Origin of the sequence: Rhodococcus sp. ARC_M6 (assembly GCF_022810305.1) — a bacterium.
Classification (GTDB): Bacteria; Actinomycetota; Actinomycetes; order Mycobacteriales; family Mycobacteriaceae; genus Rhodococcus_F.
Genome location: NZ_JALGQH010000012.1, coordinates 60055 through 74649 on the forward strand (window position 1 = coordinate 60055; position 14595 = coordinate 74649).

Here is a 14595-nt window from a genome sequence, read left to right on the forward strand (position 1 = left end):
TTGCAAGGCTAATTCGTCGAACGTAGAAATCTGCAACGGAGCCGTATTACACGTCGCAGAAAGCGCGAGACACCGATCACGAAGGGCACTCCGAGATGACTTCACGCAATCGTTCCCGCCGATCAGTCCTGGCTGTGCCGGGCAGCAGCCGCAAGATGATCGACAAGGCGAAGGGACTGCCGGCCGATGAGATCTTCCTCGATCTGGAAGATGCTGTCGCGCCCTTGGCGAAGCAGGCCGCGCGTGAGGCCGTAGGTGATGCGCTGGCTGAGGACGGGTGGGGCAAGCAGGTCAAGGTGGTTCGCGTGAACGACTGGACCACGGAATGGACGTATGCCGACGTCGTAGAGGTTGTCGGACGAGCCGGCGCGCACCTCGACGCGATTCTGCTGCCCAAGGTTCCCGATGCAAGCCATGTGCAGGCCCTGGACCTGCTATTGACCCAGGTGGAGAAGGCAAACGGACTCGAAGTGGGGCGGATCGGCATCGAACCGCAGATCGAGAATGCCATCGGCCTGACCAACATCGATGCGATCGCGACGGCGAGTCCACGCGTCGAGGCCCTGGTCTTCGGGCCGGCTGATTTCATGGCGAGCCTGAACATGCGCACCTTGGTGGTCGGTGAGCAGCCCGACGGCTACGACCGCGGTGACGCTTATCACCACATTCTGATGACGATTCTGATGGCGGCACGAGCCCACGGCGTCCAGGCAATCGACGGTCCGTACCTCCAGATTCGTGACGTCGAGGCGTTCACCCGAAGCGCCGCACGCACTGCGGCACTGGGTTTCGACGGCAAATGGGTGCTCCACCCGACGCAGATCGAGGCGGCCAACGAGGTGTTCAGCCCGCGTCAATCCGATTACGACAGAGCAGAATTGATCTTGGACGCCTACGCATTTCATACCTCCGCAGCCGGCGGTGGACGAGGCGCGGTGATGCTCGGCGACGAGATGATCGACGAGGCGAGTCGCAAGATGGCACTGGTGATTTCGGCGAAGGGGCGCGCTGCCGACATGGCACGTACCTCCGAATTCACTCCACCCGAACACGCCTGACGTTCGACATGTCGACCAATTCGAGTCGGCAAAGGGCACAATAGAGACCATAGGTATCGCGTTGTTCAGCCGTGGATTACGCGCCCGAAACGAGGAGCACTGTCGCCATGTCCAATCCGCTCGCACAATCGCCGAATGGGTCGCGCCGCGGCGGGTTGCCGACGCCGCCTTCGGGTTGGCCGATCGGCTCCTATCCGACATACGCAGAAGCGCAGCGTGCCGTCGACTACCTGTCGGATCAGGAATTCTCGGTCCAGGACGTCACCATCGTCGGTGTGAACCTCATGCAGGTCGAGCGCGTTCTGGGACGCCTCACCTGGCCCAAGGTGATCGGTGGTGGGTTGGTGTCCGGAGCGTGGCTGGGTGTCTTCTTCGGATTGGTGCTCGGCATCGTCACCGGCGGATTCCTGGCTCCGTTGATCACGGGCATCATCGGCGGCATCATCTTCGGCGTAATCACCACGACCATCCCGTACGCAGCGACGCGTGGTCAGCGCGATTTTGCGTCGACCATGCAGCTGGTTGCCGGTCGCTACGACGTGCTGTGCGAACCCAAAACTGCGGAGGCCGCTCGCGACTTGCTCGCGAAACTTGCTATCTGAGTTCTTCGCCGCGGAGGTGATGGCTTTTGTCGAAAGCTGCAGCAGCTCAGGATAATTCGCTTGCTATTTGGCCGTACTCGGCTGAGATGACGGTGAACGAATATGTTGGTCCCGCAGCGGTGGGAACCTGCACGGGGCCGGGCGCGGTGTAGCCCGGCTCGGGCAGGGGAGCCAGATCGCCCAGATCTTCGTGATGCGTGGTGGCCACCGGGGAGGCATGCGCAGTTCCGGTGATCAGAGCGATCGGGGCAGCCGCCAAAGCACCGGCGAGGGCAAAACGAGTAGCGAAGTGCCGCTTGTCTACTCGGTTCGAAACCTGTGTGGTGGTGTTCATGCCGTCTCCTCAGTTTGTAATGCTGTGCTGTCGGTCTTCACCGTATTCCGGCACCGGGGAAATATTGTCTGTGCGAAGCTGATTCCCAGGGAACTCGGATGATCGGCACAGGAGGACACATGTTCGGATCCGGGCCGTCGACAGACGATCTGCATGCTGGGCCGGAACTCGAACAGATACTGCGTGAACACGCGTACCGGGGCGCGTACCTCCAACTCGGGGTGCGTGGCGTGCTGGTCGTGTTCATAGCGTCGACGCTGATCGTTGTTCCGCCGGCTCACGGTTCCGGGTGGTGCTTTCTCATCCTCGGGTTGTACGTGAGCTGGTGTGTGGGCCTTGCTCTGTGGATCGGGCACACATCTCCCTTCGCTTCGCTCAACCGGCACACATCTCCCTTCGCTTCGCTCAACCGGCACACATCTCCCTTCGCTTCGCTCAACCGGCACACGGGTGCAGGCCCGGTGAACGCGCTCTGGCTCGGTCTTCTCGTCGACCTGGCAGTGCTCGCGACCCTGACCTTGTTGACGGGACTTACCGCGCAGGAAAGCTGGACCGCGGACATCCTCTGCAACGGACTCTTCGTGATTCCCGTTCTGGCCTGCACTCAACTGCGGACCGACATTTGCGCAGCGATCGTCGCCGCCACAATCGCAGTCTTCTTTGCCGCGAGTTGGGCGACGATGGCCTCCAACGAGGAACCGTGGGCGTCGATTCTGCTCAGCACCACGGCTCTGGCAGCACTCGGAGTAGGTGCCGTCGGGTTGACGCGAATCCAACGATCTCGGGTTCTGACAATCGCCGAGTTGGTGGGGCACCGTACAAGCCTTCTCGCGGAGCTGATGAGCCTCGAGCAACGTCAGCGTAGAGCGCTGTCGGAACAGCTGCATGACGGCGCTCTGCAGTACGTTCTTGTCGCCCGGATGGACATCGACGAGCTGGGAACAAGTGTAGATCCCCTTGTCCGGCAACGTGCACTTCAAGCATTGAGCGAGGCAACCACCTTGCTGAGATCCTCGGTTGCAGAGCTACATCCGACGGTTCTGGGTCACGTGGGTCTGGCACGGGCGATCGGAGACGTGGCGCGATCCGTGGAAGGCCGTGGAGGTTTGGCGGTAGCGGTCGAGGCGTCCCGCTGGAGGGACGACTTGCGTACCTCGGCGGACGATATCTTGTTCGGTGCGGCACGGGAGTTGCTGAACAACGTCGTCAAACATGCTGCGGCAGCGAATGTTCGCATCGAGCTTTCAGCGTCGGATCGGATAGCTGTTCTGACGGTGACAGACGACGGTCGCGGCATCAGCAGCGACAAGATTGCGGCCAGTCAGGGACGTGGCCATATCGGTCTTCTGTCACATCAACTGCGGGTTGTCGCGGCCGGCGGTTCATTCTCGATCGGACCGGGGGAGCCAACGGGAACCGTTGCGCGCGTGGAGTTACCGTTCGAAATTGTTGACGACCGATGAAAGGTGCACTGTGGTAGTGATGAACGACCGGGCTCTCGCGCGGGCAACTCTTGCTCGCCAGTACCTGATGGAGCGAGCAGATGTCAGTACGCTCGAAGCGGTCTCCCACCTCGCCGGTTTGCAGGCGCAGGCGCCGGTACCTCCCTATCTGGCGCTGTGGGCTCGGCTGAAAAACTTTGCGGCAGAAGATCTGTCAACTCTCATTGAAAACCGCCATGTTGTACGTCTGGTTGCCATGCGGGGAACGGTCTTTGCCCTCTCGGTTGCTGATGCCGCGACCTTCCGTGGAACGGTTCAGTCGATCATGGAACGAGACCTCCACACCAACACGGCACACCGCGCGGCACTGACCGGAATGGATTTCGAGGCGCTGGCGCAGGCCGGACGTGAACTGGTTTCGGAGGGTCCGCTCACTCAGATGCAGATGAGGCCTCTTCTGGCCGAGTGCTTTCCGGATCGTGCGCCCGAAGGTTTGGCGCATGCGGTTCGTGGATTGTTGCCGATGGTGCAGGTCCCGCCGCGTGGTCTGTGGGGTCGATCCGGCGCGCCCGCGTTGACCACGCTGGAGGACTGGCTGGGAACTGAAGTCGATCTGACGCCGCGGCCCGACGCGTTGGTACTGCGCTATCTGGCGGCTTTCGGTCCGGCCAGTGTGAAGGATGCGCAGGCTTGGTCGGGATTGACCAGACTCGGCGAGGTTTTCGAGCGACTACGCTCGAGCCTGATCACTTTCAAGAACGAGAACGGAACAGAACTGTTCGACTTGCCGGATGCGCCGCGTCCGGACTCGGGAACGCCCCCGGTCCGTATCCTGGCTCCGTTCGACAACATCCTGCTATCGCACGCCGATCGCTCTCGAATCCTGGACAAGCAGTACCGATCACAAGTATTTACCGTCAACGGAATCATCAAACCCGCTGTCCTCGTGCGAGGACAAGTCGCTGGATTCGCAACAGTGTCGACGACTGGCGAATCGGCACGGTTGGCAGTGACTCTCTTTGCGCAGCAACCGAAAACTGTGATCGCGGCGATCGAGAGAGAAGGTCGTTCGTTGCTGAAGTTCCTGCACCCCGCAATTTCGGCTCGGGACGTCTCCCTCGACCGGCTCACGTAGTGGGCTTGTACTTTCGGGGTGCGCGATCACGTAGTTCGGCCACGATCTCGTCGTTCCACATGTGACGCCGCACCAGACGGTATCGCTCACGGGCGATCCACAGATAGGCCTCGGCGTCAGTGTGCTCAGGCAGCATGTCCGCGTTTCTCAACATGCGGACGACGGGCAGAAATTCTTCTCCGAACCACCGGCGCGCCACGCTGTCTCGACCGAGAAACTCGCCCTTCTCCTGCATCAGCCGAAATCCCCACGCCTCCACGCACTCGCTGAGTTCCGCGTACTCCCACGGATCGGTGACTGTCACCGCTTCGCGTTGGGATCCGGTCAACGGAACTCTGGTCAGGAACAGGCGGCGATGATCCTTGATCAGGAGGTCCGCGCGCTGGGTGATGCCCTCCGGTGAGATGCGAGTGAGGATTTCGGTGACGTACGCGTCAATGGTCTTCTGGTGCATGGCACAGGCGATCGAGACCCGGTGATGGCCGTCGAGGACGAAGTGCATCGATCCGATGCGGTACAACTGGACCGGCGGAACAGATTCTCCACGACGTTGAGCGACGGCCAGGCGTTCCCAGCGTTCGCGGCTGTGCGTCGACGTGGGCCGGAAGTATTTGTCGAAATCGTTTGTCCGATCAACACTTCCGACTATCGACTCAACTGTGACCACCTGGAGACCCAAAGGTCGCTCGCCCACCTTGCCGAGAGCTGCGACGACTTCGTCGAAAGGCAGGATCGCATTGACGTCGTCAGGTTCGCGTCGTAGCCAACTGACCAGGCGCGCGACATCGGCGCGTCGACGTTGCCGCGCGAAGTCGTTCTCCGCGTCCGCCGTGGGAAAACCTGTGTCACGAGCCATGTCGGCGCCTCATGATCGTCGGAGGAATACCTGGTGAAATGTCCATCAGCGTGTAGCCGACGGTGTTGAGAACGAGAGTCCTGCCGATCTCCAGATCAGGTGGCGTCCGACCATGCGGGTGGATATGTCCGTGGATCATGACGGCGGGATCGAGCGAGTCGACGAGTGTATGGAAACACTCGAAGCCCCGATGCGGCTGGTCCTCGGCATCACCGACCCCACGGGCGGGGCTGTGTGTCAGCAGGACGTCGACAGCTCGTGTGCGCCCCGGCAACTGCGACTGCCAAGCATTGCCCCAGGCCAGGGAGCGTGCACGTCGACGCTGCTGACGTTCGGAGAACTGATTCGAGCCGGAGTTGTATCGGATCGAACCGCCCAGTCCGGCGATCCGCAGACCCGCTACCGATACTATGCGTCCGTCCGCGTTGACGGCACCGGTGGGCCCCGGCCATTGGGCCGGCATTCCCGCACGAGTCCACCCTGACGCAGATTCCGAATATCCGGACAGGTCGGCGTCGTGATTTCCGGGAACAAAAACACACGGAGCATTCAATTGGTCCGAGAGATATTCCAGATAGGGAAACGGCAGATCACCGGCGCCCAGTACGAGGTCGACGCCCAGATCGCGCACTCGGCTGCTCCACAGGAACTCGACAGTCTCGTCGCTGACGGCGAGTACGTTGACCATGCGGACTGACGCTACCGGTTTGCTCAGGTATCTGCCTGGGTAGCGGCCCGAGGACTCTGGACTGTGGACAAAGACGCCAGGATGATTAGATGGACGCGTGTCAGCCAGTGTTGTCTCCGCCGTCCGCGCTCATCTCGTTTCCAGCATCGAGGGGCCCGAACCGGCCGCTGCATCGGTGACATTCCTGGGCGTCGAGCCTCTGGACGTGCTGCGATTCGAATCACCCGACGGACTGGTTCGCTATGCGAGCGTCGGATGCTCGCGGCATCCAATGGGGGATCCGGGCGACTTGGTTGCCGATCCCACCCGTGGACCGCGCGCCGAGTTGGTGCTGACCTTGCGCGGCGGCACCGGAATCGCGTCGGGCGTCGCCCGGACACTCGCAGTCCTGGCCGCTGCACCGTCAGTCGAGGGAGTGGTACTTCTCGAAGATGCACTGCTCGATCTCGGCGAGCCGTTGTGGAAAGACACGGCCTTTACAGCAGTTCTGCTGGGGGACAGTGGGATCGAGGCATTGGAGCTGCCGGAACCGATGGATCCGGTTCGGTTCCTTGCAGTTGTCCCGATTACGGGAACCGAGGCTGCTTGGGTTCGGTTGCGCGGTGCGGACGCGCTACGCGAAGCCTGGGCTGAGGCCGGCATCGACATCCGAGATCCGCACCGAGCGGCCGCGTCACTCTAATTCTATTGTGATGCTTGGTGATCGAGAAGGTCGGCTAGGTTCTCCAAACTTGCCTGCACCGATCGTCCGTAGATCTTGGCAACAAGCGGGTCTGCCATCCGTCCGAACACTCCGCCGAGTCCGCTCTCCGTATCGAGGCGGTAGAGAACGCGGGTTCCCTGCTCGACTTCTTCGCACTTCGTGCTCAAGGTGAAGTTGATCGGACCGCCCACCGATTTGGCTGTACTTACTTTGGGCACATCGACTTCCGTGAACTCTGATGTCCAGTCGATACGCTTGCCGAGGATCCGGGTGACGCCGCGCCACTGGGTTCCGACGCCGAGGGGGCCATCGGTTGTCTGACGGCACTCGACCATTGAGTTCTCCCAGTTGGGCCAGTTATCGGCGTTGGTGAGGTAGCCCCAGACTTCGGCTACAGGACGTGAAATTACAACTGACTGTTCAACTACAGGCATCGCATTTCCTCCGAATTTGCTTGTGGCAAGGTTAATTTCGGGTTTTCATTCATCGATGCGAGGGGGATTTCGGGTAGCCTCCGAAAAAGTCGCTACCCAGTACTATTGTCCGCTGGCAGCGCGCCTAAGTACAGGCTCTAGAGCCAGTTGTTGCGGCGGAAGAGAAAAAACAGGCCAACGCACACCGATGCAATGAATGCCAGCACCATGGGATATCCGTACTGGGAACCCAGTTCCGGCATGTTCTCGAAGTTCATGCCGTAGATACCGGCAATTCCGGTCGGCACCGCGGCAATCGCGACCCACGCCGAAATCTTGCGCATGTCGGTGTTCTGCTGCACCGCAATTTTTGCCAGGGCAGCATCGACCAGAGAACTGAGAACCTCGTCGTACTCCGAGATGCGTTCGGCGACGATGGTGTGGTGATCGCGGACGTCGCGGAAGTAGCGTCGGATCTCTTTGGGAACCAATCCGCCCGCAGGTTGAGTGAGTTGCAGCAGTGGCAAACCAAGCGGTGTGACCGACCGTCGAAGCTCAACAATTTCACGTTTGAGCAGGTAGATGTGTTCGACCGCGACCGTGTTGCGGGGATTGAACACTAACTCTTCCATTCTGTCGACGTCCTGTTCCACCATCTGGGTCACCGACAGGTAGCTGTCGACGACGTGGTCGGTGATGGCATGGAGGACGGACCACGGACCCATGGCGAGTCGCTCGGGTAACTGTTCGAGCGAGCGCCGGACACTTGCCAGTTCGGAATGGTCGCCATGGCGAACGGTGACCACAAAATCGGGTCCGACAAAAACCATGATCTCGCCGGTCTCGACGATCTCGTTGGCCGTCTCCACCGACTCGTGCGGCACGTAGACGACGGTGCGCAGGACCAAGAACATGACGTCGTCGTAGCGTTCGAGTTTCGGTCGCTCGTGTGCGTGGACGGCATCCTCGACCATGAGTTCGTGGAGGCCGAAAGTTTCTGCCACATCCTGCATTTGGTTTTCGTCCGGTGCATGCATCCCAACCCAGGCAAAGCCGGTGCCGCGCTTTCGGACCTCGGCGAGTGCGGCGCTGTGCGTGTATTTTCCGGGAAGCCGCGCGCCGTCGACGTACACCGCGCAGTCCACGATGGCGCGCGCCGCGGGAATCGGGATCTTCGGGGTCGGGGTCTGCAGCGATTTGCCGTTCGGCCAACTCGGTAATGACGGCATGCGGGGCTCCCTTCGCGACAGGCGAATTGCACTGCTGCTGCGGCGCAATCGTACGTCAGCGTCCGCCGGTGCCACCGGACCGTGATGATCACGCGGATTGCTGACAGACTGTAGCGGTGCGAATAGACCTTCACACCCATTCCAATGCATCCGACGGCACGGACACCCCCGCCGCTCTCGTGCACGCCGCCCGTGACGCCGGACTCGACGTCGTCGCCCTCACCGACCATGACACCACCGCCGGCTGGACGGAGGCGGCCGACGCACTGCCGGCCGGGCTCAGTCTGGTTCGCGGCATGGAAATGTCCTGTGAAGGACGCGGCGAAAGCGGCTGGCCGGTAGCCGTCCACCTGTTGTCCTACCTGTTCGACCCAGCGCACCCCGAGTTCGCGAAAGAACGCGAACGGTTGCGTGGTGAGCGCGTCGAGCGGATTCGGGTGATGGCCTCCCTCATGGCTCGCGACGGCTTGCCCATCGATCCGGACAAGATTTTGGCGGACGCCGGTCCCTCTGTCGGCCGTCCCCATATTGCTGCGGCGCTGTTGAAAGCCGGAGTTGTGTCCAGCATCGGGGAAGCCTTCACCGATCTTCTGTCCACCCGTGGGCGCTATGACGTCCCCAAATACGACACACCGATCGAATATGCCGTCGAATTGGTGGCCGCCGCCGGTGGCGTGACCGTGCTCGCTCACGGACGGGCACGCTCACGCGGTGGTGTCCTCGCACTCGATCACATTCGCGATCTCGCCGGGTTGGGCCTCGGCGGCCTCGAAGTAGACCACCCGGATCATCGCGCTGATGACCGCGTCGTACTCCGCCGTCTTGCCGACGACCTCGGGCTCGCGGTCACCGGATCGTCCGACTATCACGGTGAAAACAAGACGATCGGCCTCGGTGACGAACTCACCGACGAGGCAGAGTTCGACAAACTGATTTCGGTGGCAACTGGCGTCGAGGTGCTTACGCGCTGATGCTCGATACCACGCTCTACCTCACCGTATTCATTACTCTGTTCGTCATCATGGACCCGCCCGGTGTTATTCCGGTGTTCCTGTCCTTGGTCGGACGCAAGAGCCGGGAAGACCGTAACCGCGCGGCCTGGCAAGCCCCAGCAGTTTCACTCGCCGTCATTTCCGTCTTCGCAGTCGGTGGGCAAGCGATCCTGAGCTATCTCCACATCGGCATCCCGGCACTGCAGGGCGCCGGTGGATTGCTGCTTCTGCTGATCGCTCTCGAGCTACTGACGGGCAAGTCGTCGAATCGCCCGGAGGGTGCCGACGACGTCAATGTGGCCTTGGTGCCGTTGGGAACTCCCATGATGGCGGGCCCCGGCGCAATTGCCGCTGTCATCGTCTTCGTCGCTCAGGCCGACGGGGAGGCGGCGTCGTATCTTGCAATCGCCTTGGCGATACTTTCCATTCACTTCGTACTGTTCATCGTTCTACGATTCTCGACAGTCTTGATTCGTGTGCTCGGTGTCGGCGGAATCTCGTTGCTGGCCCGTATCGCCGGTTTGTTGCTCGCTGCCATTGCCGTTCAACTCATTGCGGAGTCGGTCCGCGGATTCATCGTGGGAGCGTAACGATGACAAACAGTAGCGACGGGTATAGCTCGCACGGCGAGGGTGGGTACGAACCGTACGGTGATGATAAGTACGACGCGTACGACTACGACGACTACGACAGTTACCACGATTCCGACAAGCAGTGGGCATTGATTCGTGGTCTCCGCGCACTCAGCGGCACTGTCGCGGCGGGGATCGTGGTGCTCACCATCGTCGTGGCTGCTTCCGCCTATCTGGGAAGTAGCCGAGGATTCCCCGGGCCGGGATCGGCGTCGATCACCGCCCACATTGTGGCGTCAGTGGTGGCAGTGGCTGCGCAGATCATCTGTGACCGACGGCGCGGTATCAGTGCGGTCGCAGCTTCTGTCGTCGTCCTGGTGACGGCCGGGGCGCTCCTGGTGACGCAGTGGTGGGGCTGAAAAGCGCATCGATCGAAATCGGGATTTGATTGTGTTCCGGAACAAGTGGCAAACTGGAGGGGCTTCGTAGGCGGCGCCACAGCCCGGCCACGAGGTACCGGTTTTCTCGACTTGTTTCGAGGAACCAAGATTGCATGGATCTGCCAGGGCTCACCCGCCCAACACCATGACGCTTCGGACGTAATGCGGCCAACTTCTCACGCACCCCGAATGCTCTGCCTTCTCTGTAGTCGTTTGCGGAAGAAACGTTCTCCGACCTTTGTTAACGTCCCGTTTACACAGTCGAATCGCTACTTCCCAGTAACCCAGACCCGAATGCGGCTGGACTAATCAGGAGTGTCATTGTGTCCCTTGTGACTGAAGCCATCAACGTACCCAAGGTCGAGCTGACCGACGAAGAAATCTTTGCCGCTCACGTCGGTGGCAAGCTCTCTGTCGAGACCACCGCGCCGCTCGATACGCAGCGCGCCCTGTCCATCGCGTACACACCGGGCGTCGCCCAGGTGAGCCGCGCTATCGCCGCCGACGCGACCCTCGTGGACAAGTACACGTGGACCAACCGACTCGTCGTGGTTGTCAGTGACGGCACCGCGGTTCTCGGCCTCGGCGACATCGGCCCGCGCGCGTCGCTGCCCGTCATGGAGGGCAAGTCGGCACTGTTCAAGACCTTTGCCGGACTCAACTCCATCCCGCTCGTCCTCGACACCACGGACCCCGACGAGATCGTCGAGACGCTCATCCGTCTGCGTCCGAGCTTCGGCGCCGTCAACCTCGAGGACATCTCGGCACCGCGTTGCTTCGAGATCGAGAAGCGTGTCATCGAGGCTCTCGATTGCCCCGTCATGCATGACGATCAGCACGGTACCGCGATCGTGGTGCTGGCCGCGCTCATGGGTGCTGTCAAGGTCCAGGACCGCGACATCACCGCGCTGAAGATCGTTATCTCCGGCGCTGGTGCAGCCGGCGTGGCCTGCGCGAACATTCTGCTGGCCGCGGGTATCAAGGATGTCATCGTGCTCGATTCCAAGGGAATCATCTCGAACGAGCGTAATGACCTCAACGACGTCAAGGCCGAGTTGGCTGCTCGTACCAACCCCCGTGAGGTGCACGGCGGCTCCGCCGCTGCTCTCGAAGGTGCAGATGTTTTCCTCGGCGTTTCGGCCGGCAAGATCCCCGAAGAGTTCATCGCTTCCATGGCTGCCGATTCGATCGTCTTTGCACTGTCCAACCCGGACCCGGAAATCCACCCGGAGACCGCGGCCAAGTATGCGGCCATCGTCGCAACGGGCCGCAGTGATTTCCCGAACCAGATCAACAACGTCCTTGCCTTCCCCGGCGTGTTCCGCGGTGCGCTCGACGCCGGAGCCCGTCGCATCACCGAAGGTATGAAACTTGCTGCCGCCGAGGCGATCCTGTCGGTGGTCGGCGACGAGTTGGCCGTGGACAAGATCGTCCCCAGCCCACTCGACCCTCGCGTGGCACCCGCAGTAGCGGAAGCCGTCGCGGCCGCAGCGCATGCTGAGGGCGTGACCAGCTAAGAGGGACTACGGAAACCCCGATCGACCGCCCGCACACTTTGGCTGTCGATCGGGGTTTTTATGTTGGGGCGCTTGGCTTCTGGTATCGCCGACAGGCGGGCGAGATCCGGAGTGCGACGCAGTCGCCCGGTTCCCGGCACGGACGCCCACACGACAAGTGCAAGTAGGCCGTCGACGATCAGTGCGAGCACGGCGACGAGGATTGCCCCGACCATGACGCGGTCGTATTTGTAGAGAGCGATCCCGTCGAAGATGTATCGGCCGAGGCCCCCGAGATTGACGTACGCGGCAACCGTTGCGGTGGCGATGACCTGCAATGTGGCGTTGCGCAACCCACCCAGAATCAGTGGCAGGGCATTGGGAATTTCGACACGGAAGAGTACTTGCAGTTCGGTCATCCCAACTGCGCGCGCGGCCGAGGTGACGTCGCTGTCGACGTTCGCGATGCCGGCATAGGTTCCCGCGAGTAGCGGCGGAATACCGAGAATGACCAGCGCGAGAATCGGCGGCATCACGCCGAGTCCCATCAGCAGGACCAGGAAGGTCAGCAGACCCAGCGTGGGGATTGATCGCAGTGCATTGACCAGGCTGACGACAACGATCTGGCCACGGCGCCGATGCCCGATGATCAGCCCGGCGGGTACTGCGATCACCGCCGAGAGGGCAACCGCCAGCACGCTGTACCAGAGATGTTGGAGTATGCGGGTACCGATTCCGGTGTCACCACTCCAATTTGCGGGATCGGCTATGTAGTCCCAAGCGCCGGTGAAGATACTCATACCGGGTCTCCCTCCGCTGCGATGATTGCGGGTACCTTTGCCGCGGACGTTGTTCTGGTCCACGGGGTCAGCAGCCTGCCGACTAGGTACAGGATCAGATCGAGGGCCAGAGCCAAGGCGACAATCGCGATGATGCCGGCGATGATCTGATCGGGATAATCGCGGTCGTAGCCCTGTTTGAACAGAACACCCAGACCGCCGATCCCGATCAGTGACCCCACCGAAACCAGTGAAATGTTTGTCACCGCTATCACTCTGATGTTTGCGATCATCACTGGAAGTGCCAAGGGTAGTTCGACGGTCAACGCTCGTCGCAGCGGTGTGAATCCGACCGCAATGGATGCGTCGATCACGCTGGCCGGCACCGAATCCAAGGCCTCCGGGACAGCTCGAATGAGCAGTGCCGTGGAGTACACACTCAGAGCGATCACGACATTGAGCGGATCGAGAGTCTTGAGGCCGAAGACTTGGGGGATCGTGACGAACAGCGCGAGTGAGGGAATCGTGAAGGCAATACTCGCCAGAGTCAACGTGATTCGGCGCAGCCACTTGATATTGCGGATCACGGTTCCGATAGGAATCGCGATGATCAAGCCGATCAGCAGTGGAAGCAACGCCAGATACAGGTGAGTCTCGGAGTAGTCGACGACCGTCGAAAAATTGTCGATGAGCCAGCGCATTCCGCCTACGCCCCGAATCCCTCGGCGAACGCGACTCGGTTGCGTTCTTCGTCCTCGCGTCGACGTTGCTCGGCCAATTTGGCTACAACCTCGGAGCCGAAAATTCCGCCGATGACCGCGCCGTCGGCATCAACGGCAACCCCGATCCCGGAGGGAGACGAGATTGCCGCGTCGAGTGCCTGACGCAGATCGCCACCGGGTGCAAACAGGGAACCTCCCGCCGACGTCGATTGGGCGAGTGTCCGTCCCGCACGCAACCCCTCGACACCGGTGACGTCGATCCATCCTTTCGGCACACCGGAATCGGTGACGACGAGTACCCATTCACCCAACTCGAGTCGCAGAGACTTCAATTCGTTCTCGGTGGCAGTGCGGACGGAATGCACCGGCACTTCGTCGGCCGCGCGGAACGACAATCCGCGGTAGCCGCGATCGCGTCCGACAAATCCGGCCACAAAATCTGTAGCCGGAGCGGCCAGAACGTCACGCGGCGCAGCAACCTGTTGTAGGCGTCCACCGGGACCGAACACTGCGATGTGATCGCCGAGTTTGACTGCCTCGTCGATGTCGTGGGTGACAAAGACGATGGTTTTCTTCAATTCACTCTGCAACCTGAGCATCTCGGTTTGCAGATCCTCACGGACCACCGGATCGACTGCGCTGAAAGGTTCGTCCATCAACAGAATGGGGGGATCGGCAGCAAGAGCCCGAGCCACCCCCACACGCTGCTGCTGCCCGCCGGACAACTGGCCCGGATAACGCGTAGCGAGTGAGAGATCCAGACCCACCCGTTCCAGGACACCGAGCGCGGCTTTGCGTGCGGCGCGACGAGATTCGCCTCGAAGCACCGGAACGGTCGCGACATTGTCGATGACCGTGCGATGCGGAAGTAGCCCGGCATTCTGAATGACGTACCCGATGCCGAGCCTCAATTTCACCGCATCGGTCTGCGCGATGTCCCGGCCGTCGACAAGGATCTTTCCCGCTGTGGGTGTGATCATGCGATTGATCATGCGCAGGGACGTCGTTTTGCCACATCCGGAGGGGCCGACAAAAACCGTGAACGACTCGGCCTCGATTGTGAGGTCGAGTCGATCCACGGCACTGGTGCCGTCGGGATACTGCTTCGTGACACCTTCGAAGGTGATCACGTGG

The 14595-nt window shown here is 61.3% G+C and carries 17 protein-coding genes; 9 read left to right on the forward strand and 8 right to left on the reverse strand.

Annotated elements, in window-relative coordinates:
- Nucleotides 1-95: 95 nt before the first annotated feature.
- Both MTX36_RS14810 and MTX36_RS14815 read left to right on the forward strand, forming a co-directional pair.
- Nucleotides 96-1058, forward strand: a complete 963-nt coding sequence (locus MTX36_RS14810) for a CoA ester lyase (RefSeq protein WP_243620497.1) — start codon at nucleotides 96-98, stop codon at nucleotides 1056-1058.
- A 107-nt stretch (nucleotides 1059-1165) separates the two neighbouring features.
- Entirely contained in the window at nucleotides 1166-1660 is a 495-nt protein-coding gene (locus MTX36_RS14815; RefSeq protein WP_094274244.1) for a general stress protein, read from the forward strand.
- A gap of 46 nt (nucleotides 1661-1706) precedes the next feature.
- Here the strand turns inward: MTX36_RS14815 and MTX36_RS14820 are convergent, their stop codons facing one another.
- Nucleotides 1707-1994, reverse strand: a complete 288-nt coding sequence (locus MTX36_RS14820; RefSeq protein WP_243620498.1) for a hypothetical protein — start codon at nucleotides 1992-1994, stop codon at nucleotides 1707-1709.
- Between the two features lie 98 nt (nucleotides 1995-2092).
- On the opposite strand from MTX36_RS14820, the gene MTX36_RS14825 reads away from it, so the two are divergent.
- Nucleotides 2093-3457: a sensor histidine kinase gene (locus tag MTX36_RS14825; protein WP_374230488.1), complete on the forward strand. Its 1365-nt coding sequence runs from the start codon at nucleotides 2093-2095 to the stop codon at nucleotides 3455-3457.
- Between the two features lie 19 nt (nucleotides 3458-3476).
- Nucleotides 3477-4571, forward strand: coding sequence for a winged helix DNA-binding domain-containing protein (locus MTX36_RS14830; protein WP_243620499.1), 1095 nt, complete (start codon nucleotides 3477-3479; stop codon nucleotides 4569-4571).
- Here MTX36_RS14830 and MTX36_RS14835 read toward each other — a convergent pair.
- Nucleotides 4564-5427, reverse strand: a complete 864-nt coding sequence (locus MTX36_RS14835; RefSeq protein ID WP_243620500.1) for a chromosome partitioning protein ParB — start codon at nucleotides 5425-5427, stop codon at nucleotides 4564-4566. The two genes, MTX36_RS14830 and MTX36_RS14835, sit on opposite strands and share 8 nt — an antisense overlap.
- Nucleotides 5417-6115: a metallophosphoesterase gene (locus MTX36_RS14840; RefSeq protein ID WP_243620501.1), complete on the reverse strand. Its 699-nt coding sequence runs from the start codon at nucleotides 6113-6115 to the stop codon at nucleotides 5417-5419. Before MTX36_RS14840 ends, MTX36_RS14835 begins: the two co-directional genes overlap by 11 nt.
- Before the next feature lie 97 nt (nucleotides 6116-6212).
- Between MTX36_RS14840 and MTX36_RS14845 the strand changes: the two genes are divergently transcribed.
- On the forward strand, nucleotides 6213-6797 hold the full coding sequence (locus MTX36_RS14845) for a suppressor of fused domain protein (RefSeq protein WP_243620502.1): 585 nt from the start codon (nucleotides 6213-6215) through the stop codon (nucleotides 6795-6797).
- Nucleotides 6798-6799: 2 nt separating this feature from the next.
- On the opposite strand, the gene MTX36_RS14850 is transcribed toward MTX36_RS14845, so the two are convergent.
- Nucleotides 6800-7252 (reverse strand): SRPBCC family protein, encoded by a 453-nt coding sequence (locus MTX36_RS14850; protein ID WP_243620503.1) that lies wholly within the window; start codon nucleotides 7250-7252, stop codon nucleotides 6800-6802.
- Nucleotides 7253-7389: 137 nt separating this feature from the next.
- Complete coding sequence (locus MTX36_RS14855) at nucleotides 7390-8460, reverse strand: magnesium and cobalt transport protein CorA (RefSeq protein ID WP_243620504.1); 1071 nt, start codon at nucleotides 8458-8460, stop codon at nucleotides 7390-7392.
- A gap of 116 nt (nucleotides 8461-8576) precedes the next feature.
- Between MTX36_RS14855 and MTX36_RS14860 the strand changes: the two genes are divergently transcribed.
- The 4 genes from MTX36_RS14860 to MTX36_RS14875 all read left to right on the forward strand — a co-directional run bounded on the left by MTX36_RS14860 (nucleotide 8577) and on the right by MTX36_RS14875 (nucleotide 11981).
- Complete coding sequence (locus tag MTX36_RS14860) at nucleotides 8577-9431, forward strand: PHP domain-containing protein (RefSeq protein WP_243620505.1); 855 nt, start codon at nucleotides 8577-8579, stop codon at nucleotides 9429-9431.
- Nucleotides 9428-10042 (forward strand): MarC family protein, encoded by a 615-nt coding sequence (locus MTX36_RS14865; protein WP_374230490.1) that lies wholly within the window; start codon nucleotides 9428-9430, stop codon nucleotides 10040-10042. Before MTX36_RS14860 ends, MTX36_RS14865 begins: the two co-directional genes overlap by 4 nt.
- 2 nt (nucleotides 10043-10044) lie before the next feature.
- Complete coding sequence (locus MTX36_RS14870) at nucleotides 10045-10443, forward strand: hypothetical protein (protein ID WP_243620507.1); 399 nt, start codon at nucleotides 10045-10047, stop codon at nucleotides 10441-10443.
- A gap of 344 nt (nucleotides 10444-10787) precedes the next feature.
- Nucleotides 10788-11981: an NADP-dependent malic enzyme gene (locus MTX36_RS14875; protein WP_243620508.1), complete on the forward strand. Its 1194-nt coding sequence runs from the start codon at nucleotides 10788-10790 to the stop codon at nucleotides 11979-11981.
- On the opposite strand, the gene MTX36_RS14880 is transcribed toward MTX36_RS14875, so the two are convergent.
- The 3 genes from MTX36_RS14880 to MTX36_RS14890 are packed head-to-tail and all read right to left on the reverse strand — an operon-like array spanning nucleotide 11978 to nucleotide 14591.
- Nucleotides 11978-12760 (reverse strand): ABC transporter permease, encoded by a 783-nt coding sequence (locus tag MTX36_RS14880; protein WP_243620509.1) that lies wholly within the window; start codon nucleotides 12758-12760, stop codon nucleotides 11978-11980. The genes MTX36_RS14875 and MTX36_RS14880 overlap by 4 nt on opposite strands.
- Nucleotides 12757-13440: an ABC transporter permease gene (locus MTX36_RS14885; RefSeq protein WP_243620510.1), complete on the reverse strand. Its 684-nt coding sequence runs from the start codon at nucleotides 13438-13440 to the stop codon at nucleotides 12757-12759. The genes MTX36_RS14880 and MTX36_RS14885 overlap by 4 nt, the downstream gene beginning before the upstream one ends.
- 5 nt (nucleotides 13441-13445) lie before the next feature.
- On the reverse strand, nucleotides 13446-14591 hold the full coding sequence (locus MTX36_RS14890) for an ABC transporter ATP-binding protein (RefSeq protein ID WP_243620511.1): 1146 nt from the start codon (nucleotides 14589-14591) through the stop codon (nucleotides 13446-13448).
- Nucleotides 14592-14595: the final 4 nt, after the last annotated feature.

Excerpts from the sequence above, each read along its gene's own strand:
- MTX36_RS14885 (WP_243620510.1), bottom strand. The coding sequence starts at position 13,440 with ATGCGCTGGCTCATCGACAATTTTTCGACGGTCGTCGACTACTCCGAG.
- MTX36_RS14850 (WP_243620503.1), bottom strand. The coding sequence starts at position 7,252 with ATGCCTGTAGTTGAACAGTCAGTTGTAATTTCACGTCCTGTAGCCGAA.
- MTX36_RS14810 (WP_243620497.1), top strand. The coding sequence starts at position 96 with ATGACTTCACGCAATCGTTCCCGCCGATCAGTCCTGGCTGTGCCGGGC.
- MTX36_RS14835 (WP_243620500.1), bottom strand. The coding sequence starts at position 5,427 with ATGGCTCGTGACACAGGTTTTCCCACGGCGGACGCGGAGAACGACTTC.
- MTX36_RS14880 (WP_243620509.1), bottom strand. The coding sequence starts at position 12,760 with ATGAGTATCTTCACCGGCGCTTGGGACTACATAGCCGATCCCGCAAAT.
- MTX36_RS14815 (WP_094274244.1), top strand. The coding sequence starts at position 1,166 with ATGTCCAATCCGCTCGCACAATCGCCGAATGGGTCGCGCCGCGGCGGG.
- MTX36_RS14855 (WP_243620504.1), bottom strand. The coding sequence starts at position 8,460 with ATGCCGTCATTACCGAGTTGGCCGAACGGCAAATCGCTGCAGACCCCG.
- MTX36_RS14825 (WP_374230488.1), top strand. The coding sequence starts at position 2,093 with ATGATCGGCACAGGAGGACACATGTTCGGATCCGGGCCGTCGACAGAC.
- MTX36_RS14820 (WP_243620498.1), bottom strand. The coding sequence starts at position 1,994 with ATGAACACCACCACACAGGTTTCGAACCGAGTAGACAAGCGGCACTTC.
- MTX36_RS14840 (WP_243620501.1), bottom strand. The coding sequence starts at position 6,115 with ATGGTCAACGTACTCGCCGTCAGCGACGAGACTGTCGAGTTCCTGTGG.
- MTX36_RS14870 (WP_243620507.1), top strand. The coding sequence starts at position 10,045 with ATGACAAACAGTAGCGACGGGTATAGCTCGCACGGCGAGGGTGGGTAC.
- MTX36_RS14830 (WP_243620499.1), top strand. The coding sequence starts at position 3,477 with ATGAACGACCGGGCTCTCGCGCGGGCAACTCTTGCTCGCCAGTACCTG.